21 protein-coding genes are annotated in these 25,146 nt (G+C 59.0%); 7 read left to right on the top strand and 14 right to left on the bottom strand.

Annotation, left to right across the window (positions count from 1 at the left end):
* The first annotated feature begins 82 nt into the window (after positions 1–82).
* From ACOYXE_RS08140 to ACOYXE_RS08130, 3 genes are all read left to right on the top strand, one after another.
* Positions 83–2,794 (top strand): AAA domain-containing protein, encoded by a 2,712-nt coding sequence (locus ACOYXE_RS08140; protein WP_460928612.1) that lies wholly within the window; start codon positions 83–85, stop codon positions 2,792–2,794.
* A gap of 98 nt (positions 2,795–2,892) precedes the next feature.
* Positions 2,893–3,459, top strand: coding sequence for a hypothetical protein (locus ACOYXE_RS08135; RefSeq protein ID WP_460928610.1), 567 nt, complete (start codon positions 2,893–2,895; stop codon positions 3,457–3,459).
* A gap of 431 nt (positions 3,460–3,890) precedes the next feature.
* Positions 3,891–4,049, top strand: a complete 159-nt coding sequence (locus tag ACOYXE_RS08130) for a hypothetical protein (RefSeq protein WP_405123821.1) — start codon at positions 3,891–3,893, stop codon at positions 4,047–4,049.
* Here ACOYXE_RS08130 and ACOYXE_RS08125 read toward each other — a convergent pair.
* Positions 4,017–4,940, bottom strand: coding sequence for a LysR family transcriptional regulator (locus ACOYXE_RS08125; RefSeq protein WP_405123820.1), 924 nt, complete (start codon positions 4,938–4,940; stop codon positions 4,017–4,019). The two genes, ACOYXE_RS08130 and ACOYXE_RS08125, sit on opposite strands and share 33 nt — an antisense overlap.
* 179 nt (positions 4,941–5,119) lie before the next feature.
* Between ACOYXE_RS08125 and ACOYXE_RS08120 the strand changes: the two genes are divergently transcribed.
* Both ACOYXE_RS08120 and ACOYXE_RS08115 read left to right on the top strand, forming a co-directional pair.
* Positions 5,120–5,767: a hydrolase gene (locus ACOYXE_RS08120; RefSeq protein WP_160057779.1), complete on the top strand. Its 648-nt coding sequence runs from the start codon at positions 5,120–5,122 to the stop codon at positions 5,765–5,767.
* Between the two features lie 167 nt (positions 5,768–5,934).
* Positions 5,935–6,195 (top strand): hypothetical protein, encoded by a 261-nt coding sequence (locus ACOYXE_RS08115; protein ID WP_174244450.1) that lies wholly within the window; start codon positions 5,935–5,937, stop codon positions 6,193–6,195.
* Positions 6,196–6,257: 62 nt separating this feature from the next.
* Here the strand turns inward: ACOYXE_RS08115 and ACOYXE_RS08110 are convergent, their stop codons facing one another.
* Together ACOYXE_RS08110 and ACOYXE_RS08105 are read right to left on the bottom strand one after the other, a co-directional pair.
* Positions 6,258–7,556, bottom strand: a complete 1,299-nt coding sequence (locus ACOYXE_RS08110; protein ID WP_460928607.1) for a carbohydrate porin — start codon at positions 7,554–7,556, stop codon at positions 6,258–6,260.
* 86 nt (positions 7,557–7,642) lie between these two features.
* Entirely contained in the window at positions 7,643–10,048 is a 2,406-nt protein-coding gene (locus tag ACOYXE_RS08105) for a glucose/quinate/shikimate family membrane-bound PQQ-dependent dehydrogenase (protein WP_460928605.1), read from the bottom strand.
* 373 nt (positions 10,049–10,421) lie between these two features.
* On the opposite strand from ACOYXE_RS08105, the gene solA reads away from it, so the two are divergent.
* Together solA and ACOYXE_RS08095 are read left to right on the top strand one after the other, a co-directional pair.
* On the top strand, positions 10,422–11,600 hold the full coding sequence (gene solA, locus ACOYXE_RS08100; RefSeq protein ID WP_460928603.1) for an N-methyl-L-tryptophan oxidase: 1,179 nt from the start codon (positions 10,422–10,424) through the stop codon (positions 11,598–11,600).
* Positions 11,597–12,376: a MetQ/NlpA family ABC transporter substrate-binding protein gene (locus tag ACOYXE_RS08095; RefSeq protein WP_160057784.1), complete on the top strand. Its 780-nt coding sequence runs from the start codon at positions 11,597–11,599 to the stop codon at positions 12,374–12,376. The genes solA and ACOYXE_RS08095 overlap by 4 nt, the downstream gene beginning before the upstream one ends.
* Before the next feature lie 43 nt (positions 12,377–12,419).
* Here the strand turns inward: ACOYXE_RS08095 and ACOYXE_RS08090 are convergent, their stop codons facing one another.
* From ACOYXE_RS08090 to ACOYXE_RS08040, 11 genes are all read right to left on the bottom strand, one after another.
* On the bottom strand, positions 12,420–13,322 hold the full coding sequence (locus ACOYXE_RS08090) for a bestrophin family protein (protein WP_160057785.1): 903 nt from the start codon (positions 13,320–13,322) through the stop codon (positions 12,420–12,422).
* Positions 13,323–13,422: 100 nt separating this feature from the next.
* Positions 13,423–14,442: an acyltransferase family protein gene (locus ACOYXE_RS08085; protein ID WP_460928601.1), complete on the bottom strand. Its 1,020-nt coding sequence runs from the start codon at positions 14,440–14,442 to the stop codon at positions 13,423–13,425.
* Positions 14,443–14,595: 153 nt separating this feature from the next.
* A complete protein-coding gene (locus ACOYXE_RS08080; RefSeq protein WP_460928599.1) occupies positions 14,596–16,062 on the bottom strand; it encodes a family 16 glycosylhydrolase in 1,467 nt (488 codons plus the stop codon).
* Positions 16,059–17,114 carry a UDP-glucose 4-epimerase GalE gene (gene galE, locus ACOYXE_RS08075; protein WP_460928598.1) on the bottom strand — a complete coding sequence of 352 codons (1,056 nt, stop codon included), beginning with the start codon at positions 17,112–17,114 and terminating at the stop codon, positions 16,059–16,061. The genes ACOYXE_RS08080 and galE overlap by 4 nt, the downstream gene beginning before the upstream one ends.
* 29 nt (positions 17,115–17,143) lie before the next feature.
* Positions 17,144–18,562: an oligosaccharide flippase family protein gene (locus ACOYXE_RS08070; protein ID WP_460928596.1), complete on the bottom strand. Its 1,419-nt coding sequence runs from the start codon at positions 18,560–18,562 to the stop codon at positions 17,144–17,146.
* Positions 18,563–18,575: 13 nt separating this feature from the next.
* Complete coding sequence (locus ACOYXE_RS08065; RefSeq protein WP_160057790.1) at positions 18,576–19,529, bottom strand: glycosyltransferase family 2 protein; 954 nt, start codon at positions 19,527–19,529, stop codon at positions 18,576–18,578.
* A gap of 17 nt (positions 19,530–19,546) precedes the next feature.
* Complete coding sequence (locus ACOYXE_RS08060; RefSeq protein WP_460928594.1) at positions 19,547–20,860, bottom strand: O-antigen ligase family protein; 1,314 nt, start codon at positions 20,858–20,860, stop codon at positions 19,547–19,549.
* Entirely contained in the window at positions 20,857–21,969 is a 1,113-nt protein-coding gene (locus ACOYXE_RS08055) for a glycosyltransferase (protein ID WP_460928592.1), read from the bottom strand. Before ACOYXE_RS08055 ends, ACOYXE_RS08060 begins: the two co-directional genes overlap by 4 nt.
* A complete protein-coding gene (locus ACOYXE_RS08050) occupies positions 21,966–23,045 on the bottom strand; it encodes a glycosyltransferase (RefSeq protein ID WP_405123811.1) in 1,080 nt (359 codons plus the stop codon). Before ACOYXE_RS08050 ends, ACOYXE_RS08055 begins: the two co-directional genes overlap by 4 nt.
* Positions 23,046–23,047: 2 nt before the next feature.
* Positions 23,048–23,752, bottom strand: a complete 705-nt coding sequence (locus ACOYXE_RS08045) for a WecB/TagA/CpsF family glycosyltransferase (protein WP_160057794.1) — start codon at positions 23,750–23,752, stop codon at positions 23,048–23,050.
* 12 nt (positions 23,753–23,764) lie between these two features.
* Positions 23,765–25,105 (bottom strand): UDP-glucose dehydrogenase family protein, encoded by a 1,341-nt coding sequence (locus tag ACOYXE_RS08040; RefSeq protein ID WP_460928590.1) that lies wholly within the window; start codon positions 25,103–25,105, stop codon positions 23,765–23,767.
* Positions 25,106–25,146 lie beyond the last annotated feature (41 nt).

Raw genomic sequence — 25,146 nt, 5'->3', positions numbered from 1 at the left:
ATGATGGCAATATGGCAGCTACTGGAGAGGTAGCATTCGGCGCGAAGCGAAGCCGGATGTCATGCGTATAGGGACGAGGAATATGGCTTCGATTCAAATGGATGGTGAGGACAAGACCGCAAAGATCAGCGACTGGGCGATTCGCTGGAGCGACAGGGACGCATTTCTGCAGCTGACCTGTCATTATCCCTCCAGAAAAAAAGACACCCGTCCGCTCAGTGATTGCCTGGTTTCGCCCACCCGCGAGCTGACCAATGTCTTGCTGCACAAGCGCGGCAGTATGATCGTCAAGCCCATTGCCAGCGCTACGATTTACGGCGAACGCTATGCCGTTGTGCACTACCCGGGCAGCAAAAAGCCCTATGTCTACAAGATGGACGGCATTGGCTTTTCCGTTCCGACACCGATGAAGGACACGCCGGTCTTCCGCTATTTCAATACAGTGGCGAACGCCCGAAAGGATCACGCTGCGTCGCAGACTGATCGTGAGATTGCCGACAATGTGCTGCGCCAACTCGAAGCTCTGCCCGCCATCGCTGGCACTGCTTTGCAAGCCTACTGTACGGGGCGCAACGGCACGCTGGCTCCGGGGCAGGGGCTCATCTATCCGTTCGGGCTCAATGAGAGTCAGCTTCAGGCAGTCGAGCGGGCGTTCAGCGCGCAAGTCAGCGTGATCGAGGGTCCGCCAGGAACCGGCAAGACCCAGACGATCCTCAACATCCTCGCCAATATTCTGTTACGTGGGCAGACGGTAGCGGTGTTGTCCAACAACAATGCTGCCGTGGAAAACGTCTACGAAAAGCTGGAGAAATACGGCCTGGGCCACTTGGTCGCCAAGCTTGGCAACCAAGACAAACGCCAGGCCTTCTTCGCCGACTTGCCTGCGTGGCCATCAAGTCTGCCCGAGCCAGCACTGTCCCTGGATGAGATCCAGGCCTTGCTGGCCCGCTTGAAGCAGCACCTGCAAGACCACAACAGGGCGGCGCAACTGCAAATCGAGCTGGACGAGCTGGTCATCGAGCGGCGCTACCTGCAGCAGTGGCAGGCAGAAAGCGAGGTGCAGGCCAACGGTTCGCTCGACAAGTACGGCCTGACACCGCGCAAGACGGCGGACCTCATGGCCTACCTGGCTTACCTCGGCGAGCAGCGCATTCATCTCAAAGACCGTATCGAGCTACTGTTCAAATTCAGGATCTTTCGCACCAGGCCATTCGCCGACGCCGAGGCGCGGATGGCCGTTTTCCATGCACTGCAAATGCATTATTACGACAAGTCGCTGCGGGACAAGGAAGCGCAGTTGCGGGCGTGCCGTGAAACGTTGGCACGCGCGAATTTCACGGCGCTGCTGAAAGAACTGACAACCGCATCGATGCAGCATCTCAAGCACCACCTGCAACTTCAGGTACCGCCGTCGGACAGCTTCGATGTCAAAACTTACCGCAGGCATTTCGATGCCTTCCTGCAGCGCTTCCCTATCCTTGGCAGCGGCACGCACTCGATCGTCAATTCGATCGCGCCGGGAGCAGTCCTCGACTACGTGATCATCGATGAAGCCTCTTTGCAGGACATCGTGCCGGGCATCCTGCCACTGGGTTGCGCCAAGAACCTGATCGTCGTGGGTGACAACCGCCAGTTGCCGCATATCCCCGTGGCACTGGGGCTTCAAGCGCCCGCCGAGGCCTACGATTGCGAGCGCTACAGCTTGCTGGATTCGTGCATTGCCGTGTTCCAGGACGCGCTGCCCAGAACCCTGCTGAAAGAACATTACCGCTGCCACCCCCGGATCATTCAGTTCTGCAACCAGCAGTTTTACGACAATGCACTGGTGCCGATGACCGAGGACAACGGCGAAGAGCCCCTGCGACTGGTGGTGACCGCCAAGGGCAACCACGCCAGGCAGAACACCAACCTTCGGGAACTGGACTCCCTGCTGAAGGTGCTTGAGGAGGAGGGGCAGCCCATCGGAATAGACGGCGAGGGCCGAGGTTACATTGCCCCGTTCAGGGCACAAGTCAATTTGTCCGGCACGCACTTGCCGGCGGATTTCGTCAAGGACACCGTGCACAAGTTTCAGGGGCGCGAGTGTGATGAAATCGTGTTCTCCAGCGTGCTCGACAAGAAACGCTACAACCAGGCGCGAACACGCCTGGATTTTGTCGACGACCCCCGCATGATCAACGTGGCCGTTTCGCGGGCCAAACATCGCTTCACTCTGGTGACCGGGGACGAGGTGTTCACGGACAACAATGGCCACATCGCCGCGCTGATCCGCTACATCAGCTATTACGCGCAGGATGAGCAGATCGTACGCGCGCCGGTGGTGTCGGCATTCGACTTGCTGTACCGCGAGTACGACCAGTCTCTGGCACGACTGGATGCCCGCTTGCGGCCCGAGGATTCACGCTACAAGTCCGAGCAGATCGTGGCACAGTTGCTGCGCGAAGCGCTGTCCGCCCCGGCGTGCCAGGCATTGAAGTACCACACACAGATCCAGCTGGATAAGCTTGCATCGCCGGCTGGCCTCGACTGGACGGAGCCGCAGCGGGCGTTCATGCGGCGCGCCAGTTGCGATTTCGTGATCTATTTCAAAGTGGGCAAGCAACCGATAGGTGTGATCGAGGTCGATGGCGGGTACCACGACCAACCTGTGCAGGCTGCTCGGGACGCCATGAAAAATGAGATTCTGGCTAGAAGTGGCATTCCCATTCTGCGGCTGCGCACAGTTGAGAGTGACATTGAGCGCAAAGTTGGCGACTTTATCGGGCAGTGGGCCAGTCCTGCGCAGAAAGAATAAGCACTAGGGCAGAGGCTGTCAGCCCCTGAAATTCTTCTTTAACTCAAATAAAGTTTTGAAAAAATATTCAAGCTATTTACATGGCAGAGCAGACATAGATGAAACTAAGCTCGCCTGAGAAAAAATCGAAAAGAATAGTCGTTAAAATTATAGTGACTTTGCTTTTTGGTGCATGGCTTAGTTATGCGTTTTGGTCTGTCGGCATTTCAGCGCGAACAGTTTTAATGCCTGAAGTCCCCGAGTGGCAGACGTATTTGCTGATAAGCGCTATTGCTGGACTTGTTGCGGCGGGTCGAACAATGCACAGGCGCCCTGACGGTAACACCGCAAGAAAAGTTTTCGATTCTTTTATTGGTTGGTTTTGCTTAGGTTTGATTTTATCTGTAAATAGTTATGAAGCCGCCGCCTACCTTATGCCTGGCGAGATCATTGAATATGAATCCGCCTATGAAATAACCTATCCTGGCCCTTCCTCTTCAAGGTTCGGTCATTGCGAGGCAGGATTATGGATCGTAGATTCACGCACGCACCAAAAAATTAAGCTTTGTACGAATAAAGCGGACTTGAATGAAAAAATAAAACAAGGCACGAATGCTGTGTGGGTGAGGGCCCGAGCAAGCAAAATAGGTAGCTACATCGTCGGCTATACATTTTTCCATAAGTAAAGCCACTATAGGAATAACGCTTTCGATCGCCGCTTCGATAATGCGCAGAGAACGCCTTAAGCAAGGGGTTCGGGCAGAAGCCGAGGTTTGCCCTACAGCGAGTAGAAGCAAGAAGATCAGGAGTTAAACAGTGCATTGTACCTGCAGTGGCAGAAGCGATCTGGTAGAGATTGGTCAGCATTACACGGCGTTTGTCGCAGGAATGCGCTGCCGTGCAACGGCGGACTGGGTCAAACTATTGCAATGCCCCGAGTGTGGGCAGCTTTGGCGCACCGATGAGTGGGATAAGTATCAAACCCTGTACGCCCGCAAGTTGGACTCGCCCGAAGGCTGGGAATCAGTTGATATGGAATCCTTGATAAAGCTACGCATCGTCGAGAATCATGGCGGTCTGGATACGTCTTCTTGCCTGGCGAAGGACTGCAAACAACATGCACTCAAAGGAAGAGCCTATTGCGTTGACCACTTTTATCAAACTGGAACAAGAGTTTGATCCGCTGAAAGTGGCCATTGCGGCACCTCAATTCTCCTTTCTTGGCTTCAGCATTGATTCTTCCTCAGCTAAACGCTTGCGCTTCATCGTGCTGTGACAGCGGCTGCACCGCGAGGTGCGGGGATTCGCCGAAGTACTCGATCAGCAGATCCGTGAGCACGCGGATCTTGCGCGCGGGATGCGGGCCTGGCGCGCGGAGGAGGTAGGCACCGGCCGGGGGTGGTGGATGGTTGGTCATGATCGGTACGAGTGCACCCGAGGCGATGTGTTCGTGGGTGAGGCAATCGGGCAAGTAGGCGACGCCGAGGCCGGCAGTCGCGGCTGCGGCGAGGGCAGTGCCGTTGTCAGCCTTGAAGCGTCCTTGCGGGCGAACCGTGATGATCTTGTCAGCCTCCATGAATTGCCAGGCTTCGGTGCCTTGCATGAGTGCCTGATGGGCGTGCAGTTCGTCCGGGGTTTCGGGGGCGCCGTGCGCTTTGATGTAGTCGGGGCTTGCGACGAGCTTGGTGAAGACCGGGCCGATACGTCTTGCGATCAAGTTGGAGTCCTGCAGATAACCCACGCGAATGGCGCAATCGTAGCCCTCGGTAATCAGGTCAACGAAGCGATCGCTGTAGCAGGTCTGCATGTGCAATTGAGGGTGACGGCGCGCCATTTCCGCCAGCACCGGGGCGAAGTGTGTCGGCCCGAACGACAACGGCACTGCTACGCGCAAGCGACCGCGAAGGGCGCCGGCGGGCAAGATGGTTTCCTTGGCGATGTCGATTTCGCTGCAGACTCGGGCGGCGTAATCGCGGAACGTCGCGCCGGCCTCGGTGAGTGATGCCCCGCGCGTCGAGCGTGCCAGCAGTTGCACGCCCAGTTCTGCTTCAAGCCGGGCCAGCCGGCGGCTGACGATTGATTTCGAAACCCCGAGCCGCAGCGCAGCCTGTGAAATACCCCCGGCATCCGCCACTTCGACAAAGGTTTGCAGTTCTTCGATATCCATTTTCGCGTTCCCCTTGGCGCGACACAGTTCGCCTCGGGATGCTACTACTGCAGCGAATAGGGGAACAGCACAATGGCTTTTCCAGCCGCGGCGTCACACGCCAGTGTTCTGGAACCCATCAGCCGCACGGGCCACGGCCGCTGCACCGACGTGCGTTACCCATACAAAAGGACCTGCAAATGGCAAGCGAAACAATCCGCAACCCCCACACCGATCAACTGCTGACGCCCGACAATTCAGCGTTGATCATCATCGACTATCAACCGGTTCAGGTGTCCTCGATCCGCTCGATGCCACGGGATGAACTGGTCTTCAATATCACCAGTGTTGCGAAGGCGGCGCTCAACTACAACCTGCCGATCATCCACTCGACCGTCAATGTCGCGACCGGCCGCAACAAACCACCGATTCAAGAGTTGCAAGCGGTGCTCGGTCATCTGCCGACCTATGACCGCACATCGATCAACAGTTGGGAGGACACCGAGTTCAAGCAAGCGGTCAAGGCGCTCGGGCGCAAGAAACTGATTATGACCGCGCTGTGGACCGAAGCGTGCCTGACCTTCCCGGTGCTCGATGCGATCCAGGAAGGCTATGAGGTTTACGTGCCGGTCGATGCGGTGGGAGGCACGTCGCTCGCTGCGCACGACGCGGCGTTGCGCCGAATGGAGCAGGCGGGTGCGAAGCTCATCAGCCGCGTGCAAATGTACTGCGAACTGCAACGCGACTGGGCGCGAGAGGTAACCGTGCCAGGTTTCATGGGCGTGTTCGAAAACTTCGACGGCTTCAACGCTGAAAAGGCGCTGGAGGCGGCGGGCAACAAGGCCTGATTAACGGGCTGTTGTTGAAGGTGGCGCTGGCGACAGCTGGCGCGGCCTTCATTTAGCTTGTTTCTAATGCCGCAAAATAATCTGAACCGCTCCGAGGCCTGCTCGCCTAATGATTAGCTTGTGGTCAATCGCACAGGCCCTGTGTCAATCACGGCACACTCCGAGAGGTGGTCAACGTGGCTAAAGACAAAAAGAAAAGCAAAGACAAAGGTGACGCTTCGAAAGCCAGCAAGGATTTGAAGGACAAAAAGTCATCGCCTGAGAAGAAATCAGCAGCGGCTTCGGCGCTTTCAAAGTCCTCCGACAAGGACAAGAAAGACAAGAAGAAAGATGCCGAGCCGAAGAAGTCTGCCAAGAAAGCCGATAGCAAGCCTGAGAAGGCCAAGGATTCAAAGAAGGCTGACAAGCCGGCTAAAAAGAAAAAGTGATCTTGAAGGCAATAAAAAACCCGGCATTCAAACCGGGTTTTTTATTGCCTGCTATTTGCAGATCAGAGCGCCGCTTTGACCTGCAAACCAAACACCAGCGCATTGTCGATGTCCTGCCCGGAGAACGCGCCCGGCTCGATGATGTACTGCAGATTCGGCCGCAGGGTCAGCCAAGGCGTGGCCTGATAACCGTAGCCGAGTTCGATCAATTGCTCGGCGCTGTCCAGGTTCGGGAATGCCGTGCCATTGTTCAATGCGGCGTCCTGCAGCACGTCGCGGCTGCGCGGGTTCGGTACGGCGCGACCATAACCCAGCGCTACGGTGTCACGCGGACGACCTTCGAACGGTTTGTACAGAACCACGCCGGTGCCGTACCACTTGCTGAACGGCGAAGCCGCTTCGCTGGCCGCCGAGTACTGACCGAAGGCATGCAGGCTGCGGCCTTCGGACGTTGGCGAGTTCCAGACGGCCTGATCGATCAGCAGGTAATGACCGCCGCGACCGGACACTTCTTTATCGCTGCCGATGCGTTTTACATCAGAGCTGTCGTAGTAGTAACCGAGCTTGTATTCGCCGGGCAATTCACCCGCATGTTTGTACACCAGCTCGATCGGCAACACGGTGCCAGTGGTGTGTTTCGGGCCAAGGTGCCAGGCGCGGCTGGAGTTGCCGTTGCTTTGCGGATCGACGTTGAATGCGGCCACGCGCAGTTGCCACGAGGACGACAGATCGTATTTCACCCGCACGCCCAAATGGGCATTGGGGTAGTTGGTCCAGCCGCTGCCGCCGGACATGTTCAGCGGATGGCCGCAGAAACCGGCGTTCATGAAGTTGCACAGAATGCCGCTGTCGAGGCCGCCGAGGTCGTTGCCCATGGCCATGTAACCGAGTTTCACATTGAGCGCCGGGGTAAACAGGCTGCGCTCGTAGCTCAACTCGGTCAGGCGCGTGTACAGGCCACCGTAGTTTTCCTGGATCGGCAAGCGGTTGCCGACAAGGTCTTCCGAGGCGCTGTTGCCGCGACGGTCGTTGATGGTCAACTGGACTTTGCCGGCATTGTCGACGCCGTACAGTTTGCTCAGGTCGAACTGCACGCCGAGTTTGATGTTTTGCGAGTAGCGCGCCGAGCGATGCAGGCCGCCGTCGGCGTTGTATGCCATTTCACCGCTGTAATCGCCGGTGAACTTGATGCCTTGTTTATCCATCTGGTGACGCAAGCCACCCCAGTCACCGGTGAGGGTGCTGCGGGTCAACAGATCGGAATCGTTGTCGGCCAACGCGGGGAGGGTGGTGGTGCACGCGACGCCCAGCAACAGGCCTTTGAACAGGTCGGAACGGGAAAAACCAACAGCCGATAGCATGTAAATCTTCCTGCAGAAAACATGAGCAATAGGGGGGAAAGCAGCGCGGCACCCGAAGGTGCCGCGCTTTACGTGGACACCGTGATTTATGGCAGGGCGTAAGCCATCACGTAGTCGCCACGATCGGTCGACTGACGCGCGCCGCCAGCGGTGATGACGATGTACTGCTTGCCGGTCTTAGGCGACACATAGGTCATCGGGCCGCCCTGGCTGCCGACTGGCAGACGTGCTTTCCAGACTTCTTCACCGTTGCCGCTGTTGAACGCGCGCAAGTAGAAGTCCTGGGTGCCGGCGATGAAGATCAAACCACCTTGGGTCGACAGGGTGCCGCCGAGGGTTGGTAGACCGATCTTGATCGGCAGGTGCATGCGGATGCCCAGTGGACCGGTGTCTTCAACGGTACCGACCGGAACCTGCCAGGCGATTTTCTGGGTCTTCATGTCGATCGCGGTCAGCGTGCCGAACGGTGGTGCCTGGCAAGGAATGCCGGCTACCGACAGGAAGCGGTTTTTGTTCACCGCGTAAGGCGTGCCTTTCAGCGGCACGGCGCCCATGCCGGTGTTGAGCGCTTCGCCACCGCCAGCGGCCTGGCCATTGTTCTGCGACGGAATCATCTGAATCCACAGACCCAGACGCATGTCGTTGACGAAGATGAAACCGTGCACCGGGTCAGTGGAAATGCTGCCCCAGTTCATGCCGCCCAGCGAACCCGGGAAGCTCAGCGATTTATCCATGCCCGGCGCGGTGTACAGGCCGTCGTAGCGCATGCCTTTGAAGTCGATGCGGCAGAGCAACTGATCGTACGGAGTGGCGCCCCACATGTCCGATTCAGTCAGGTGCTGAGCACCGATTTCTGGCATGCCCACCGATTTCGGCTGGGTAGGGGAGTACGGTTCGTTCGGAATGTTCGCCGCTTTCACCGGCACTTCTTTCACGTCGGTCAGCGGTTTGCCGGTGGCGCGGTCGAGCACGTAGATCTGCCCGGCCTTGGTGCCGATGACCAGCGCCGGAATGCTTTTGCCGTCTTTGGTGAAGTCGATCAGGCTCGGCTGCATCGGCAGGTCGAAGTCCCAGAGATCGTTGTGCACGGTCTGGAATACCCAGCGCTCGTCACCGCTGGTGGCGTCCAGCGCGAGGATCGAAGCACCGTAGGTGTGATCGAGTTTGCTGCGCTCGACACCATAGATGTCGGTCGACGAACTGCCCATCGGCAGGAACACGGTGTTGGTCGCCGGGTCATAGGACATCGGCGCCCAGCTGTTCGGCGTGCTGCGCACATAAGTGCTGCCGTCGGCTGGTGCGTTTTTATCCTGCGGATTGCCCGGGTCGAACGCCCAGCGCATGGCGCCGGTCATCACGTCGAAACCACGAATCACCCCGCCTGGCATGTCGGTCTGCACGTTGTCAGCTACGCGACCGCCAACCACCACGGTGGTGCCGGCCATCAACGGCGCGGAAGACAACTGATAGTAGCTGTCCGGCACGTTACCCAGACCGGCCTTCAGATCAACCTGGCCGTTGTTGCCGAAACCCTGGCAGAACTCGCCGGTGTCAGCATCGACCGCGATCATGCGCGCATCAATGGTGTTGGTCAGCAGGCGACGCTGGCAATTGGCGGCCGGCGCCGGTTTGGCTTCGATGATCGACGAGTTGCTCGGCTGAGCAATCGCTTTGGTGGCGTCGAAATAGGCCATGCCACGGCAGCGCTGCCAGACTTTCGACTGAGCGTTGATTGCGTTCTTCCACAGCTCTTTACCGGTGTCGGCATCGAGGGCGATCAGGTTGTTGTGCGGGGTGCAGATGAACACCTTGTTGCCAACCTGCAGCGGGGTGAGCTGATCTTCAGCGCCGTTGCCATCGCTCTCGGCGACGTCACCGGTGTGGTAGGTCCACGCCACTTTCAGCTTGTCGACGTTGGTGCGGTTGATCTGGTCCAGCGCAGCGAAGCGGCTGCCACCTTCGGTATTCCCGTAGTGCGCCCAGTCCTTTTGCGCCTTGTCCGGCTCGACCGGGGTCAGGCCCGGGCCGGTGCCGGTGGCGGCAACGGTCGGGTGGGCGACAAACATATTGCCGGCCGCTACAACCACGCCGACCGCCAGCACCGCAGCCACGGCGTAAGCGCCGCGACCGGCAACACCGCCGTTGGCACGCTTGAGCAGCGGATAGACCAGTGCAACGACCAGGCCGATCACACTGAACATGAACAGGCGCGAGAACACCGGCCAGAACACCAGGCCGGCATCACTCACCGCCCAGATCGCGGTGCCCACCAGGAACGCGGCGAACAACCACGCACCGGCCAGCTTGAAGCGCGCGATCAGCAGACCGGAAACGGCCATGACCAAGCCACCCACCAGGAAGTACCACGAGCCTCCCAGGCTGACCAACTTCACGCCGCCCGCAGCCAGCGCCAAGCCGAGCAGGGCGATGACGACGCCCAGCCCGATCAGAATGAATTTCGATATGCCCGAGAGGCGTTGACTCTGCTTCACGTTGAGTGTCCCGTTGAAATGAGGCGCGCATTATATAGTTAGGTAACTACCTAGTTAAATCACAAATTTCAACGTGAAGCGTAGTTCGAGGTTTCGGCTCGCGCCTGCAGAGGACTGAGATGTGGAAATGTCTGTCGAAATGCGCACAAAAATCGCTGTTCTGTCAGATTGATTGTGAGTTGTGACAGATATCGGATGCCGCGACCTCAGGCGTAATCCATTTTCACAGGGTTGTAAATGCGACGAATAACCGCCAGTCAGCCCGTTCCAGAGCGGTCGACGGACGCATCGAGCTATATGGATATGCTTTTTTAATCTTGGAATTCGCCACGGTTTACCGCTCAACTGGCGCCTTTTTGATAGGTGGCTATTTATGTCCGAGCGATGTGAGGTAGTGGTTCTGGGCTTGGGCGCGATGGGCGCGGCGACGGTTTATCAGTTGGCGAAAGCGGGAGTGAACGTTGTCGGTATTGATCGTCATCATCCACCGCACAACCTCGGTTCCAGCCACGGCGATACGCGCATTACCCGGCTTTCGGTCGGAGAAGGCGCGCAATACGTGCCGATCGTGCGCAATTCACATCGTATCTGGCGTGAGCTTGAGGCTCTGACGGGAGAGTCTTTGTTCGAGCAATCGGGTCTGTTGGTTTTGACGTCGAGCGCCGAGTTCGATCCTCAAGATGGGACCGACTTCACCCTGCGCACCATCGGCCTCGCGCAGACTTACGGCATCGAGCACGAAGTCCTGTCCGCCGGACAGATTCGCCAGCGCTTCCCGCAATTCGCCAACGTGCACGACTCAGCCATCGGCTATTTTGAACCGGGCGGCGGCTTCGTGCGCCCGGAACGCTGCATCGATGTGCAGCTCAAACTGGCCGAGCAACACGGGACGATGCTTTATAAAGGCGAGACCGTCACCGCTATCAGCTCGAACGAAGAGGGGGTTACGGTCACGACCAACCAGCGCACGCTACGCGCCGACAAACTGGTGATCAGCGCGGGCAACTGGAACGGCGAGTTGCTCGGTGAGCCGTATGAGAATCTGCTGAGTGTTTACCGGCAAAAGCTGTTCTGGTTCGAACTGGAAGAGAACGCCGGACTGGTCGGCCACTCACCGACGTTCATCTTCACCCACGGCCGCGGCGACGACAAAATCAACTACGGCTTTCCCGCGCTACCCGGCGAAAGCAGCATGAAAATCGCCACCGCGCAGTACCACACCGCAACGTCACCTCAGGCCATCGACCGCACGGTTTCAGCGGCCGAAGCGCAGGACATGTACGAGCGCCAGGTGCACGAGCGCATCGCCGGCGTGACCTCGAAAGTGCTCAAGTCGGCGGTTTGCGCCTACACCGTGACCCCGGATCGCCATTTCATCATCGATGAGCATCCGTCGCTGCAACACACCCTGTTCGTCTCGGCCTGTTCCGGGCACGGTTTCAAGCATTCCGCCGCGCTCGGCGAAGCATTTGCGCAGTGGTGCATGCGCGGCTCGAGCGACCTGGATCTGTCCTCTTTCTCCCTGAAACGCTTCGAAGGAAAACTATCGTGAAACGCGTCGCGCTCTCCGTAGCACTGCTGGTCGCCGCCCTGGGCAATGCCTATGCCGAAACCCTGAAAATCGCCGTGGTGCCTGTGCCCCACGCCGAAATCCTCGAGTTCTTGAAACCGGAGCTGGCCAAGGAAGGGGTGACGCTGGATGTCAAAGTCTTCTCTGACTACATCCAGCCCGACCGGCAGACGGATGAAGGCTTGCTCGACGCCAATTACTTCCAGAGCAAACCGTATTACGAGGCCTACAAAAAAGACCGGCCGAGCAGCGATCAAGTGCCGATTGTGGCCGTGCACATCGAACCGTTTGGCGCCTATTCGAAGAAGATCAACAACATCAGCGAACTCAAGGATGGCGCGACGATCGCCATTCCCAACGACCCGACCAACTCCGGTCGGGCGCTGCTGCTGATCGCCAAGCAAGGCCTGATCACCCTGAAGGATCCCGACAACATCATGGCGACGCGCCTGGACATCGTCAGCAATCCCAAGCATCTGAAGTTCCAGGAACTGGAAGCGGCGATGTTGCCGCGGGTGTTGAATCAGGTCGACATGGCGTTGATCAACGCCAACTACGCACTGGAAGCCAAACTGGTGCCGCACAAAGACGCGCTGTTTATCGAAAGCTCGGAGTCGCCGTACGCCAATTACCTGTACGTGCGTCGCGACAAGGCCAACGCCCCGGCCGTGCAGAAGCTCGGCGCGCTGCTTAACTCACCGCAAGTGAAGCAGTTCATTCTTGAGCGTTATCACGGCGATGTGGTGCCGGCGTTCTGACTCAGTCGGGAGCCGCCAGAAATGCTGACGGCTCCCGACATCTTCAAGCGTTCTCTTCAAGCCGGCGCACATCGCCCAAGGAATCACGCTGCATCGATTGCAGGTTTTTCTCGATGGTTTCGCACAGCGCCTCCATCTGAATCTGGTGTTCGCTGTGGCGAAACGGGCTTTGCAGATCGGTGCCGATACGTTCGATGGCCAGCAGCATAAAGCCCACCACGGTCGAGGCCAGCGGTGTGAACCAGCCCAGCGATTCCACCAGACCGACCGGGACGATCAGGCAGAACAGCGAAATAAACAGTCGCGGAAAATACACATAAGGGTAGGGCAGCGGCGTATTCGCGATCCGTTCCATGCCGCCCTGACTGTTGGACAAATCCACCAGCGTCGACTCCAGCCGCGCCAGACGAATGCTGTCCAGGCGCCCGGCCTTGTATTCGCGCGCAAGCAAAGTCGCTGATCCGGTGAGGATATCGTTGGCAAAGTTATTGGTCGTGCCACTGCGCGCGAATTCTTCGGCGGGAATAAACGCCCGAACTTCCTCAGGGCAAGGCTGACCTTGCAGATGCGCCGCGAGGCAGTTCACATAGGCGACGTGGCGGCGCAACAGGGTCGACTTGACCGGATTGACCTCGCCATCGGGATCATCCAGCAGCGTCAGCACCTGGCGGGCGAAGCTGCGCGAATTGTTGATCATCGAACCCCACAACGTGCGTGCTTCCCACCAGCGGTTGTAAGCGCTGCTGTTGCGGAAACTGATCAGCACGATCAATGCCGAACCCAATAACGTCAGGGGCATCAATGGCAGATTCAGCTTGGCGTTGAGGAACAGCATGAAATCGACGGTGACGGCGATGTCCCAGAGCAGCAGCCAGAACAACGCCCAGCCGACATAGCCCAGAGTCTTGATGATCAAACGGTATTTTCTGACGATGGCTGCTTTCAAACGGAAACCTCGTGGTGAGCGGTAAGCGTTAACGCCTTAGCTCGGACGCTGTTTTCGCGGGAAAGGTTCGCTAAATCGCTTCAGCTTTCGTCGGCTCGGGCTAATCGGCCCGGAGACGATTGAAGGAAAATGACAGGGACCTTTTCATCAGTCTGGCCATCGGCGTTTCGATCTTTTCGTGAATGACATAGGACGCAGCGATCATCAAAGCCACGGTGCCCCACAGCAGAAGGTGAGCATTCACCGCCGGATAGGCCATGTTGAAGATGATGAAACCGATCATTTGATGGAGCAGGTACAGCGGGTATGTGAGCGCTCCCAGGGTCGTCCAGTTCAATTGCCCGATGGCGGCTGTTTTGTTGGTTGCGATCAACAGGAAGGTCATGAAGAACACGATAATGAAGCTGGCGATGATCGACGGATCGTACTCCGTCGCATATTTGCTTTCGATCGACTCGGCCCAGGTAATGGCGGTGAAGGTGGCCAAGGCCAATGCTCCCGCCACCAGGGCAATGCGCAGTTTTGTCATACCCTTCGCCCAGATCAGGTAGAACGTGGCACCGGCGATGAAATAGGCCGCGTAATCGGTGATCAATATCGAGCGCAGCTTTTCAAAAGCGAGGACTTCCGCGGTGGCCGAGACCAGTAGCCAGAGCACGAGGCAGGGTTCGATTTTGTCTATTTTCTTCAAGGCCAGGAGAATCGAGATCATCAGGTAGAACTTGATTTCTACAAACAGCGACCAGTACACGCCGTCGATGGGCGGGACGCCGAGCAGGTCGCCAAGGAAGGTCATATTGATCAGATATTGATAAAGATCCGCGCTGAACCTCGGCTGACCGAAGGCCAGTGTGATCAGAAAGGTGAGCGTGCAGCAGACCCAGAACGCCGGGCACAGGCGCACCACGCGGGAGATGAAAAACACTTGCAGGTTGTTGCTGGAAGCCGTCATCAGGATGACAAATCCGCTGATCATGAAAAACAGTTCGACGCCCAGGTAACCGTATTTGGCCACCTCGGCCAACATCGGATAGGGCATGACCGACATGTCGCCCCGCGCATAACCGCGAAAGGCGTAGTGAAAAATCACCACGGCGAGCGCTGCCAGGAAACGCAGCAAATCCAGCTCCTTCAGTCGTCGGTTGTTCATGTTTGGGCGCTCCGGAGGTGTTAGCGCTGATCGAGAACTGACGACTTTGCCGAGTGAATTTCGACCCAAGGCGCAAGCTATGGCAGCAGGAGGGCGTCGACTGTCCCAGGCTGGGTGTGACGGTTATGGACCGCGTTGCCACATGCGGATGTAGTCGACCTCGAAGGTGGACGGCAGGTCAGCGTCGTCGACCACGCCGAACCATTTCCACATGGCCTCACTGTCAAAGACGATTTGCATCGGAAAGAAGAAGTGGCGGTTCTTCGATTCCCTGACCAGCACGCCATCGACGTACCAGCGCAGGGTGTCGGGCTGCCAGTCGAAGCCGTAGACATGAAAGTCACTGGCCAGGCGCCAAGGGCTGATCCAGGTGCTGCCGCTGGCGATATGTTCTTTACTGTGCGGCGTCGCCCATAAATGCGCGTTCATGTTGTAAGAACGGTCCAAGGCTGCGCCTTTGGTTTTACCGCCAATTTCAAAGATATCGATTTCGGTGGCGTTGTCCGTGAAGCCCGTCCAGGCCAGCCAGAATGCGCTCGACGCTGCGGAGTTCATCGGTTTGGCGCGTGCTTCGTAATAACCGTAGAAACCGCGTTCACGGGTACGAACCATCGCTGAGGTGTAATCCTTGAAGCCAAGCTCGACGTACTTCTGCGGCAAGGTTTCCTTGCGAAAGACAATGTTCAGGTTGCCGTTGCTGACGCTGGCATTGCGTGGAGTGAACAGCGCCGGTTTGCGCCCGAGCGATTCATTGCCGATGGCATTGTTGACGTGCCAGCGCGCAGGGTCGACGGTGTTGCCGTTGAAGTCATCGGACAGGTTCGTGTCGAGTTCCCAGCGTCCGGTATTGTTTTGATCGGACAGTGGCAGATAAACGTGAGTGCGGGTCGGCACCGTGCCCAGCGGACCGACACGGGTCCACGTATCGGCATGGCTGGGAACGGCCACTGACCACTTGTGCGCAAGGTACTGGAAAGCCTGCTGACGCTCGGCGAGGGACGCAAACGGGCGGTCGTAAACCAGCACCTCGGCGATATCGCCGCGAAAATTTTCTGAAGTACCGACGGCATTGCGCCCGACCGCATACGGGCCGATCGGCACACCCTGTAGTTCCAGGACGGAAACCGTCGGTTCATACGCGGTGGTTTGCGCCAGGCTGATGGCGAAGTTCGGCAACACGTTATCGTTGTCAGCGATTTGCGCACGTGAACTGAACAACCGCTGCCACGGATCGACGCCGGCCTGTTCGGGCAATCGGCGGGACACGATCAACACCGTGACAGGTCCTTTTGCGCTACGAATGCTCTTGCCCAGAAACGCCGACCCTCCACTGAAACGCACGACCGCATGGCCATTCACGGCATTTTCCAGACGTTGCGGCTGCTCGGCACCTTCGTCGACCCTGGCGTCATGGGACTGGCCGGATTTATCGCTCCAGCGCTGCACACGGTTCTGCGCATTCACGCTCAGGCTGGATGCATCGGCGGCGTCCAGCCACAGCACCAGCCCGGCATTGGGCGGCGCTTGTGCGGCGTTGCCAGTCAGCGCAACCCACAGCAGCAGCGCCGGCAGCGATCGTACGCACATCATTTGAAGGCAAGCAGCGCGGGGATTTCGAAGGAAGACTGATACCCCTGCGGATTACACGACTGCCAGCGCCAGGCATCGACAATCATCTGGTGCAGGTCGCGTTGCGCGGTCCAGCCCAGCTCGCGTCCGGCCTTGGCGGGGTCAGCCCAGCACTTGGCGATATCACCTTCGCGGCGCGGTGCAAAGCGGTAGGGAATGCTGATGCCGGTGATGTCCTCGAAACTGTGGATGATCTGCAGCACGCTGTAGCCGACCCCCGTGCCGAGGTTCCAGAAACGGATGCCGTGGTTCTGCTGCAACACCAGCAGTGCCTTGAGGTGGCCAATGGCAAGGTCGACAACATGGATGTAGTCGCGCACGCAGGTGCCGTCGACGGTGGGATAGTCGCTGCCGTACACCGTGAGTTCCGGTATCCGGCCAATGGCGACCTGGGTCAGGCACGGCAGCAGGTTGTTGGGTCGGCCGCGCGGGTCTTCACCGATCATCCCGCTTTCGTGGGCGCCAATCGGATTGAAGTAGCGCAATAGGCCAATGCTCCAGCGCGGATCGGACTCGCACAAATCCGTCAGCAACTCTTCGATCATTAGCTTGGTGCGGCCATAGGGATTGACCGGTTTACCGGTGCCGAAGTCTTCGGCAATCGGCGTACGGGTCGGCTCGCCGTAAACCGTGGCCGATGAGCTGAACACCAGACGGAAGACGTTGTTGCGCGCCATGGCCCGGCACAGGTCAAGCGTACCGGCCACGTTGTTGGCGTAGTAGTCGAGCGGCTTGCGCACGCTTTCGGCGACGGATTTGAGGCTGGCAAAATGCACCACGGCATCGATGTCATAGCGCCGGAAGATGTCGTCCAGCAGGTCGGAGTCACGGATGTCGCCCTTGATGAAATCGATCCGGGTCAAGGTCAGTTGCTCAAGGCGCGCGATGCACTCCTGACAGCTGTTGCACAGGTTATCGAGCACCAGCACCCGGTGCCCGGCATTGATGAGCGCCAAAGCGGTGTGCGAGCCGATGTAACCGGCCCCGCCAGTAATCAACGTGGTTTTGCGCATGGTGAGGTCTTCCTGTCTCAGGGACTGAATCAGCGGGCGGTGAAAACCGATTTGAATTCCTGCGGCCAGTGCGGGTGGATCAGGCTGTACGCCACGGCGTAGCTCAGCGCGCCCAGCGCGATGTTGCCGATCAGGTGCAAGTAGCCTTGAAAGCCCAGTTGCGGTGACACCAGCAGCACGGTCGCGGCCATGACCAGTGAGGCAATCACGCTGCGGTAATTGGCCTCGACAAACCGTCGCCAGCTGTAACCGATGGCCAGGTTGAGGCCGCGGATCTGCAGCGGCGTGATCAGCAGCATGCGCACGAGCAGAGCGCCGGCTGCGGCCATGCCGCCATAAACATTGCCGAGGCTGTAGACCAGCGCGAGAGCCAGAACAGTGGTGAGCACTTCTGCCTTGATCGTCAGGTGACTGCGGTTGACCGCCACCAGTGCGGTGGTGGCGTACATGGCGGTGTTGCCAATGGCCGCCGTGCAAGCCAGCACTTGCAACAATGGAATGGCGTCAGCCCACTTGGCGCCGAAGATCAACAGGATGAGGTCGTTGGCGGTGAGCGCGAGGCCGATGAACAGCGGCGTCAACACAAAGCCGCTGACCGCGGTCGAGTCGCCAATGATCCCGAGCAGGCGCTTGGGTTCTGCACTGCGCCGGGCGAACGCCGGCAGCGCATAACTCAGCAGACCGTTATAAATCGCCGTGCGCGGCAGTTCGATGATGCGCATCGCCATGTTGAACATGCCGACCGCATTCGCCCCGGCCGTCATCCCCAGCACCACGTTGACGCCGCGCTGCAAGGTTTGTGAACTGAGTGAATTGATTGCAACCGGTGCACCAGCCTTCAACAGTTCGCGCAAGACCGTCCGGTCGATGGCAAACGCGATGCGTCGCCGGTCTGCATGCATCAGGACAATGATCGACACCCATTCCATGATCAGCGCCTGGGCAATCACTGCCCACGCACCCCATCCGCACAGCGCCACCGCGATGCCGCCGACACCGCCGGCGACTTTGCCCAGTAACGTGCGCGACGCGAGCATCTTGAAGTTACCGCTACGGCGCATTTGCGCCACATAGACCCGCGCCATCATGGTAAACAGGATTTTCACCGAGGCCACCGCGGTCAGCCATTGCAGCAGCGGGTCGGGCGTGTACAGGAATGCCGCGAGCGAGATGATGACAATCGACACCAGACTGACGAGCACCCCGGCCCAGAAAGCCGTGCAGATGTGTTTGTCTTCCAGCCGTTCAAGGCGTACCAGCGGATCTTCCAGCACCGATGAGTACACCAGACCAATCAGCTCGACGATGGCAATGATGATCGTGCCCACACCCAGCTCGGCCGGCGAGAGCAGTTTCGCGTAGACGACAAAGGTGATCATCGACAGCAGGATCAGGCCGAATTTCTCGGTGAAGATCCAGCTCAATGTCACCAGACGGTGATTGGCCATGGCGGTTACCGATTCAATGAGCTGGAGTTGACGCCGTTGCCTTGCGCCATGTTCTGGCGCGCGCATAGAGATAGCGCAAGGTCGCTTTGCCGTTGGCGAAGATCAGCGCTTGCCAGGAGCACTCGAGCATTCGCCGGTACACGCCGAGCACTTGGTCATGCTCGCCGCGTCGGGAAAACGCTTCGAGAAAATCGGTGTGGTTGCTCAGGACGAAATTGATCCGTTGCTGCTGGCTGAGCATCTCGCCGTAGCGGGCGAGGTACACCTCGATAAAATGGATCTTGTTCTGGTAGTACTTCTTCGGTTGCGCGGTCATGTTGCCGCCGTTGACCGTGCGCTCCAGCAGTACCTGCGGCACTGTGTGAACCTCCCAATGTTCGGCGATCCGCGTCCACATGTAGCGGTCTTCGGAGTAACGCAGGCTGGCATCGAAACCACCGAGCTGCATGATCACCTCGCGTCTGACCAGCGCGGTGGAGACGCCATTGACGACGTTGGCGTGAATGAAGTCGTAGAAGTGCCTGCCGCTTTTGCGCCGGTTGTCCAGCTGCCGCCGGCCGTCGCTGTAATTGACCTGCGCGTAGCAGTCGATCAACCCCACCGGCCGGCCCTGACGACTGAGTTCTTCGTACAGGGCCAGTTGCAGCTCAAGCTTTTGCGGGTGCCACTGGTCATCGGCATCGAGCATCGCCACAAAGGTTTCTTGCGAGTGCCGCATGCCGTGATTACGCGCGCTGGCCTGGCCTTCGTTGGCTTGCTGCAGCAGCGTCAGGCGAAACGGCGCGACAAAGTCTCTGACCCGTTGCGGTCCGTCATCGGTGGAGCCATCGTCAATAACGATGACGTGATCCGGCAGGCGGGTTTGCCCGACCAGCGACGCCAATGTCTGCTCGATGCTGTCGGCACCGTTGTACATCGGGATGACGACGCACACTGAATCCACGGAAGGGAGGGCTTGATTGGGCACGGGTGGTTCTCCTTGGGTTACGCGTTGGCTGAATCGCGCGGCAGTGCTCTGCCAGACAAACGCTGACGCTGTGTTGCCGGTGAGGTTGCGGGGTAGGTCGCGAGGTGATGGCGGAAAGACAGGGCGAGGGTGCAGAACACCAGAAACTCGGCGGAGCGATAGTTGGGGATCACGTACGCCACATAATTGGTGACGGCGAACAAACCGATGATCACCAGCGCACTGGCGCGAAACTGCGCCGTTTGATTCGCGGTAACAGCGCGGTACTGCTTGAGCAGGGCTTCGCCAAACATCAGGGCCAGAGCGGTCAGTTGGATGACTCCGCCGTTGAGCAGGGTTTCAACGTAGCCGCTGTGGGCGTTACCGATGTAACCCCAACGGGTAATGAAGCCATCGGCATCGGGGCTGGACCAGAAGGCACCGAAGCCGTAACCCTTGAGGAACTGCCCGTCGATAAACGGCCCGAGCAGTTCCCAGATCAAGGTACGATCGGTCAGTGACGGGTCACGACCGGCCATTTCCAGCAACACCGCGAAGTTGCTGTAGAGGAACAGGCACACCAGCAGGTAGAGGAGGGTGCAGCCGAGGAACATCAGCGGCGAATGGTTGACGCGCAAACGGATCAAGGTCAGGAAGTACCAGTAGCTGATCGCGCCTGAAACAATCAGCGCTACCCCGGTTGCAGACTGCGCGAGCAGGATCGCGACCAGCGAAAAGAATGCACAGAACAGCGCCCAGTGATTGCGTCGGCGAATCATCGGTAGCAACAACAGAATAGCGATCGCGTTGAGCCGCGCACCGGCATTCTTTTCGGCAAAAATCCCTTTGAAGGCGCCGTCGCGAATCCCACCGGAGAGGAACGCGACGTCAGGCATGACAACCGCGAGGATCAAGCCGATCAACGCCGCCCCGCCGATGGCGCAGCCGAGCATGAAGGTGATTTTTTCCAGCGAATAGTTGTAGGCAATGAAACCGGCGAAAAACACCATGCTGAGCATCGCGATAAAGCGCTTGAAACTCAGCATCGGGTCGTGGGACCAGCCGATCGAGGCGATGACAGAAAACATGAACAGCAACAGAAAGAAGTTGCTGCGATAGAAGGTTTTGCTGAGGAAGACCTTGTTGCGGATGAAGAAGAATAACGGCACCAGCAGCGTGATCAGTCCGCAGATCTGATTGGCCACGTTGCCTTCGAGGTCTTTATCGATATCGCCGAAGCTGGCGGCGCCGCCCAGGCCGAGGACAAAGGTAATCACCTGGATGTAGAACAGGATGCCGAACAAGGTGAAGCCGTCGCGTAATGTTGAATACCTGATCGCCAATGTGCTCATGATGACGGGCTCCCGATCAACGCTTTGAGATAGGTCTGCACCGCGCTGGCATTGATGAATCGGGCCGCGGCCTCCAGGCGCAATTCACGTTGCAGATTGCGCGGTGTAGCCAGTTGCAGGGCAATCGCCTGAGCCAGGGCGAGCGGATCGTCGACGTCTACCAGTGGCGCGACCACACCACCAATGAGGATGTCTTGCGGGCCATGGGGGCAGCGGGTTGCCACCACCGGCGTGCCCGTGGATAACGCCTCTACCAAGGCGTTTGGGCTGCCCTCGAAGCGCGACGACAGCACGAAGCAATCGGCGGCGGCGACCTCCGCCAGAGGGGCATGGGCATAGCCCGGCAGATCGAAGCGGTCCGCCATGCCCAGTGCGCGCGCCTGTTCCAGCAGATTCGGCCTGAGTGCGCCCTCGCCAAAAATGATCAGGCGGGCATTGCTGTCCGCTAATGCGGCGAACGCGCTGATCAAGGTGTCGAAGCCTTTTTGCGGCGCCAGTCGACCCACGGCGACAATCACCGGGCCGGACTTTTCCAGCAGCCAGCGGTGGCTGGGCAGCCCCGGGGCTTTCTGGCGAAAGTCGTTGTCGAGCACCGGGTTATCGGCAATGGTCACGTCCTGGCGGCGGGCGACGGTGGTGTCGACCAGGTCCTGGGCGACACCCCGCGAAACACAGATCACCGGGTTGGGAATCAGCCGATACAGCAGCGGCGCCAGCAGGTACGCGACGCGCACCATGAAGTCGGGATTGACGTGCTTGTCATGGGAAAAGGCATTGCGCTCGCTGACGTGCAGGCGTGCCAGCGTGCCGGACAAAATCGACGCCGCGATCGCCACCACGTTGACGTGGGTGAGGGCTGCCAGTTGTGCGTCAAAGCGATTTGCCCGCAGAAAACGCGTGAGTGCCGGCACTGCACGGACGCTGCGCGGACTATTCAGCTCAACCTTTTTCACTCGCGGATCGAGGTGCGCGGCGTGAATGCCGCCGCCGGTGAGCATCAGCAAGGTCACGTCATTGCCTGCGTCCACCAGCGCTCCGGCCAGACGCGCCATCATTTTTTCAGCCCCGCCGGCGCTGAGGTCATGCAGGATGATCAGCAGTTTTTTCATTGATTCCATACCTGGTAATACGCCTGCGCCGCGTACTGGCTGGTGTACTGACGCAGGGTGTCAGTGAGTCTGGTTTCGCTGAAGGCAACGTCATCGAGTGGCGTCAGGCTGCGCAGCATGCCGGCGGCCAGCGCCGGTACGTCGTTGACCTTCACCAGTTGGCCAAGTCGGCCGTTGTCCAGCAGTTCTCTCGGGCCGGTTTCACAATCGCTGGCCAACACCGGCGTGCCCAGTGCCAGCGCCTCGATCAACACCGTCGGCATGCCTTCTTGCACGGAGCTCAAAATGAACAGCTGCGCGTGCCGGAGCAGCGGATAGGGGTTGCTCAGGAACCCGGTGAAATGCACCCGCGAGGCGATGCCCAGACGACTGGCCTGAGCCGTCAGTGCGTCGCGCAATGGGCCATCGCCGACGATCAGCAGATCCGGCAGCGCAGCGCTGCGCAACGCCAGCGCATAAGCATCGAGCAACAGCTGAAAACCTTTCGGTTCGACCAAACGGCCCAGGCCCAGCCAGTAAGCACCGGGCATTCCGGCGGGTAGCGGCGCCTGCGAGGCTTGAAACAGTTGCTCGGTGACCACCGCATTGGGGCAATAACGGATGCGCTGCTGACCCCAGGGCAGCAATTCGATAAGCGTCTGGCGCAAGGCATTGGAGACGGTGACGACCTTGCCGCTGCCACACAGGTACAAGCTGTAGAGCAAGCGCAGGCTGGCGGGACCGGTATTCTGTTCACTGCAATCGAGGGTCGCGTGGCGGCAATAGATGACTTTGCACAAACGGCCCCAGGTGGCGAACCAGGTGCAGAGATTGGCCTGCTCCTTGGCGGCGATCAGGTGTGTGACGCCTTCACGCTGTATGAGCCGGCGCAACAAAACGATGGACTTGAGCAAACCGACAAGACCGCTGCCGCCGCCGTTGAAGCGCTGCACACCGGGCGTATCTGGCACGTCTGCGTTGATAACGAAAAAACTCACCCGGCGACCGTCCTTGAGAAACTGCTCGGACAGCCGTTGCTGAACGCGCTCGACGCCACCGCCCAGCTTGAAATCCTTGAGGATAAACAGGATGTGCATGGTCATTCCCCCACGCTGATGGCGACTTTGTGCCGGGCGAGCATTGTCAGCAAGTGCAAGAAGTTGCTGGGGTAATCGACGAGGTAGCGTTTGATCGTGTGCGGCTCGCGGTACATTCGATAGAACGCGCGCAGGTGCAGGCGATTGATCAGCGCCGGGTAGTATTGCCGCGTGGCCAGGGCTTCCTGGCGGATGAACCCGCCACAGGTGAAGGCAACACCGCGAAAGCCTGCGCGCAGGGCATCCTGTTCGAACTGTTCTTGCAGCCCGGCGCCGAGGCCAACAATCAGGATGTCGGCGGCGCTGCGACAGATGTCCGCTTGAATATCTTCAGCCTCGACGGCGTCGAAATAGCCGTTGTGGTAACCGGCGATAATCAGCCGCGGATAAAGCGCCCTGATCTTGACGATAAACAGCTCCAGCTCGGCTTGCCGGGCACCGACGAAGTACACGCGCTTGCCCAGTTGCTCGGCGCTGCCGAGGACAAGATCGGCGATCGAGGTGAAGTCGAAGCTGACCCGGCCAATGGCCCTGCCGGTCACCCGCGACATGAAGGTCGACATCAGCATGCCGTCGCAGAAATAGGCGACGCTGCCCGGAGTCTGCTGGAAAACGCTGCCGATGGAGGCAAAGTTGATAAAGGAATAGGCCTGGTTGGCCTCCAGTAATTTCGCCGAGTAATGCCCGACCAGTTCCAGCTGCAACATGGCGCGGCTCCTTCAAATGACTGAAGGGGTTGGCCGCCCCACGGAGATGTAGGTGAAGCCGCGTTTGCTCAAACGCTGCGGATCGAACAGATTGCGTCCGTCGAAAATCAACGGTTGTTTGAGCTGCTGGCTGAGCAAGTCAAAGTCCGGCGCGCGGAACGCTTGCCACTCGGTGACGATGATCAATGCGTCGGCATTTTTCAGCGCCGCTTCCTTGGTGCCCGACAGGGTCAGATCATCGCGGGCGCCATACAGGCGCTGGGCCTCTTCCATGGCTTTCGGATCAAACGCCTGAACGCTCGCGCCGGCGTGCCACAAGGCTTCCATCAATACGCGGCTGGGGGCTTCGCGCATGTCGTCGGTATTGGGTTTGAAACTCAAGCCCCAGAGGGCAAACGTCTTGCCGCGCAGATGGCCGTCGAAGTGATTGAAAATCTTGCTGTACAGACTGGCCTTCTGGTCCTGGTTGCGCGCCTCTACAGCCTTGAGCAGCCGGGCGTCGATATCGACACTTGTCGCGGCATGGATCAGCGCTTTGACGTCTTTGGGAAAGCACGAGCCGCCGTAGCCCACGCCCGGGTAGATAAACTGGTAACCGATGCGCGGGTCGGCGCCGATGCCGTGGCGGACTTTTTCGATGTCGGCGCCGAGCTTTTCCGCGAGGCAGGCCATTTCGTTCATGAAGCTGATCTTGGTCGCCAGCATGCAGTTGGCGGCGTACTTGCTCAGCTCAGCGCTGCGAAGGTCCATGACAATGATTTTGTCGCGGCTGCGATTGAACGGTTCATACAGCTCGCGCATGACCGCTTCGGCATGCGCGCTGTCGGTGCCGATGATGATCCGGTCCGGGCGCATGCAGTCTTCGACCGCGCAGCCTTCCTTGAGAAATTCCGGGTTTGACACCACATCGAACGTCAGGTGACGGCGATCATTGTCTGCCAGCACCTGCTCGATACACGCACGTACCTGATCGCCCGTGCCGACCGGTACTGTCGATTTGTCGACGATGATCTGATGCCGATCCATGTTCAGCGCGATGGTCTGCGCCACGCTCAACACGTATTGCAGATCGGCCGAACCGTCTTCGTCGGGCGGTGTGCCGACGGCGATCAACAGCACATCGCCATGCTGAACGGCGTCGGCCAGGTCGGTGCCGAAGCGCAGGCGACCACTTTGATAATTGTCACGCACAAGGCTTTTCAGGCCCGGCTCGTAGATCGGCAGCGTGCCTTGTTTCAGCGCCTCGACCCGGGCCGCGTCGACATCGACGCAGAGCACGTTGTGCCCGACCTCGGCCAGTGCGGCGCCCTGGACCAGGCCCACGTAACCAATACCGAATACGCTCACATTCATGGTCAAACCTCAGATCGTGGTGAAGGTTGTCAATGCAGGGG

The sequence above is a fragment of the Pseudomonas sp. MC6 genome, assembly GCF_054790575.1.
Note: the sequence above shows the minus strand (reverse complement) of the source record. Positions and strands in the feature narration are given on the sequence as shown.

What these genes read in the sequence shown, in the direction of transcription:
- ACOYXE_RS08055 (WP_460928592.1), bottom strand. Translation starts at nt 21,969, where the DNA reads ATGAAAAAACTGCTGATCATCCTGCATGACCTCAGCGCCGGCGGGGCT.
- ACOYXE_RS08110 (WP_460928607.1), bottom strand. Translation starts at nt 7,556, where the DNA reads ATGCTATCGGCTGTTGGTTTTTCCCGTTCCGACCTGTTCAAAGGCCTG.
- ACOYXE_RS08070 (WP_460928596.1), bottom strand. Translation starts at nt 18,562, where the DNA reads ATGGCCAATCACCGTCTGGTGACATTGAGCTGGATCTTCACCGAGAAA.
- ACOYXE_RS08045 (WP_160057794.1), bottom strand. Translation starts at nt 23,752, where the DNA reads ATGTTGCAGCTGGAACTGGTCGGGCATTACTCGGCGAAATTACTGGAG.
- solA (WP_460928603.1), top strand. Translation starts at nt 10,422, where the DNA reads ATGTCCGAGCGATGTGAGGTAGTGGTTCTGGGCTTGGGCGCGATGGGC.
- ACOYXE_RS08140 (WP_460928612.1), top strand. Translation starts at nt 83, where the DNA reads ATGGCTTCGATTCAAATGGATGGTGAGGACAAGACCGCAAAGATCAGC.
- ACOYXE_RS08120 (WP_160057779.1), top strand. Translation starts at nt 5,120, where the DNA reads ATGGCAAGCGAAACAATCCGCAACCCCCACACCGATCAACTGCTGACG.
- ACOYXE_RS08060 (WP_460928594.1), bottom strand. Translation starts at nt 20,860, where the DNA reads ATGAGCACATTGGCGATCAGGTATTCAACATTACGCGACGGCTTCACC.
- galE (WP_460928598.1), bottom strand. Translation starts at nt 17,114, where the DNA reads ATGCGCAAAACCACGTTGATTACTGGCGGGGCCGGTTACATCGGCTCG.
- ACOYXE_RS08125 (WP_405123820.1), bottom strand. Translation starts at nt 4,940, where the DNA reads ATGGATATCGAAGAACTGCAAACCTTTGTCGAAGTGGCGGATGCCGGG.
- ACOYXE_RS08040 (WP_460928590.1), bottom strand. Translation starts at nt 25,105, where the DNA reads ATGAATGTGAGCGTATTCGGTATTGGTTACGTGGGCCTGGTCCAGGGC.
- ACOYXE_RS08130 (WP_405123821.1), top strand. Translation starts at nt 3,891, where the DNA reads ATGCACTCAAAGGAAGAGCCTATTGCGTTGACCACTTTTATCAAACTG.
- ACOYXE_RS08050 (WP_405123811.1), bottom strand. Translation starts at nt 23,045, where the DNA reads ATGCACATCCTGTTTATCCTCAAGGATTTCAAGCTGGGCGGTGGCGTC.
- ACOYXE_RS08080 (WP_460928599.1), bottom strand. Translation starts at nt 16,062, where the DNA reads ATGATGTGCGTACGATCGCTGCCGGCGCTGCTGCTGTGGGTTGCGCTG.
- ACOYXE_RS08135 (WP_460928610.1), top strand. Translation starts at nt 2,893, where the DNA reads ATGAAACTAAGCTCGCCTGAGAAAAAATCGAAAAGAATAGTCGTTAAA.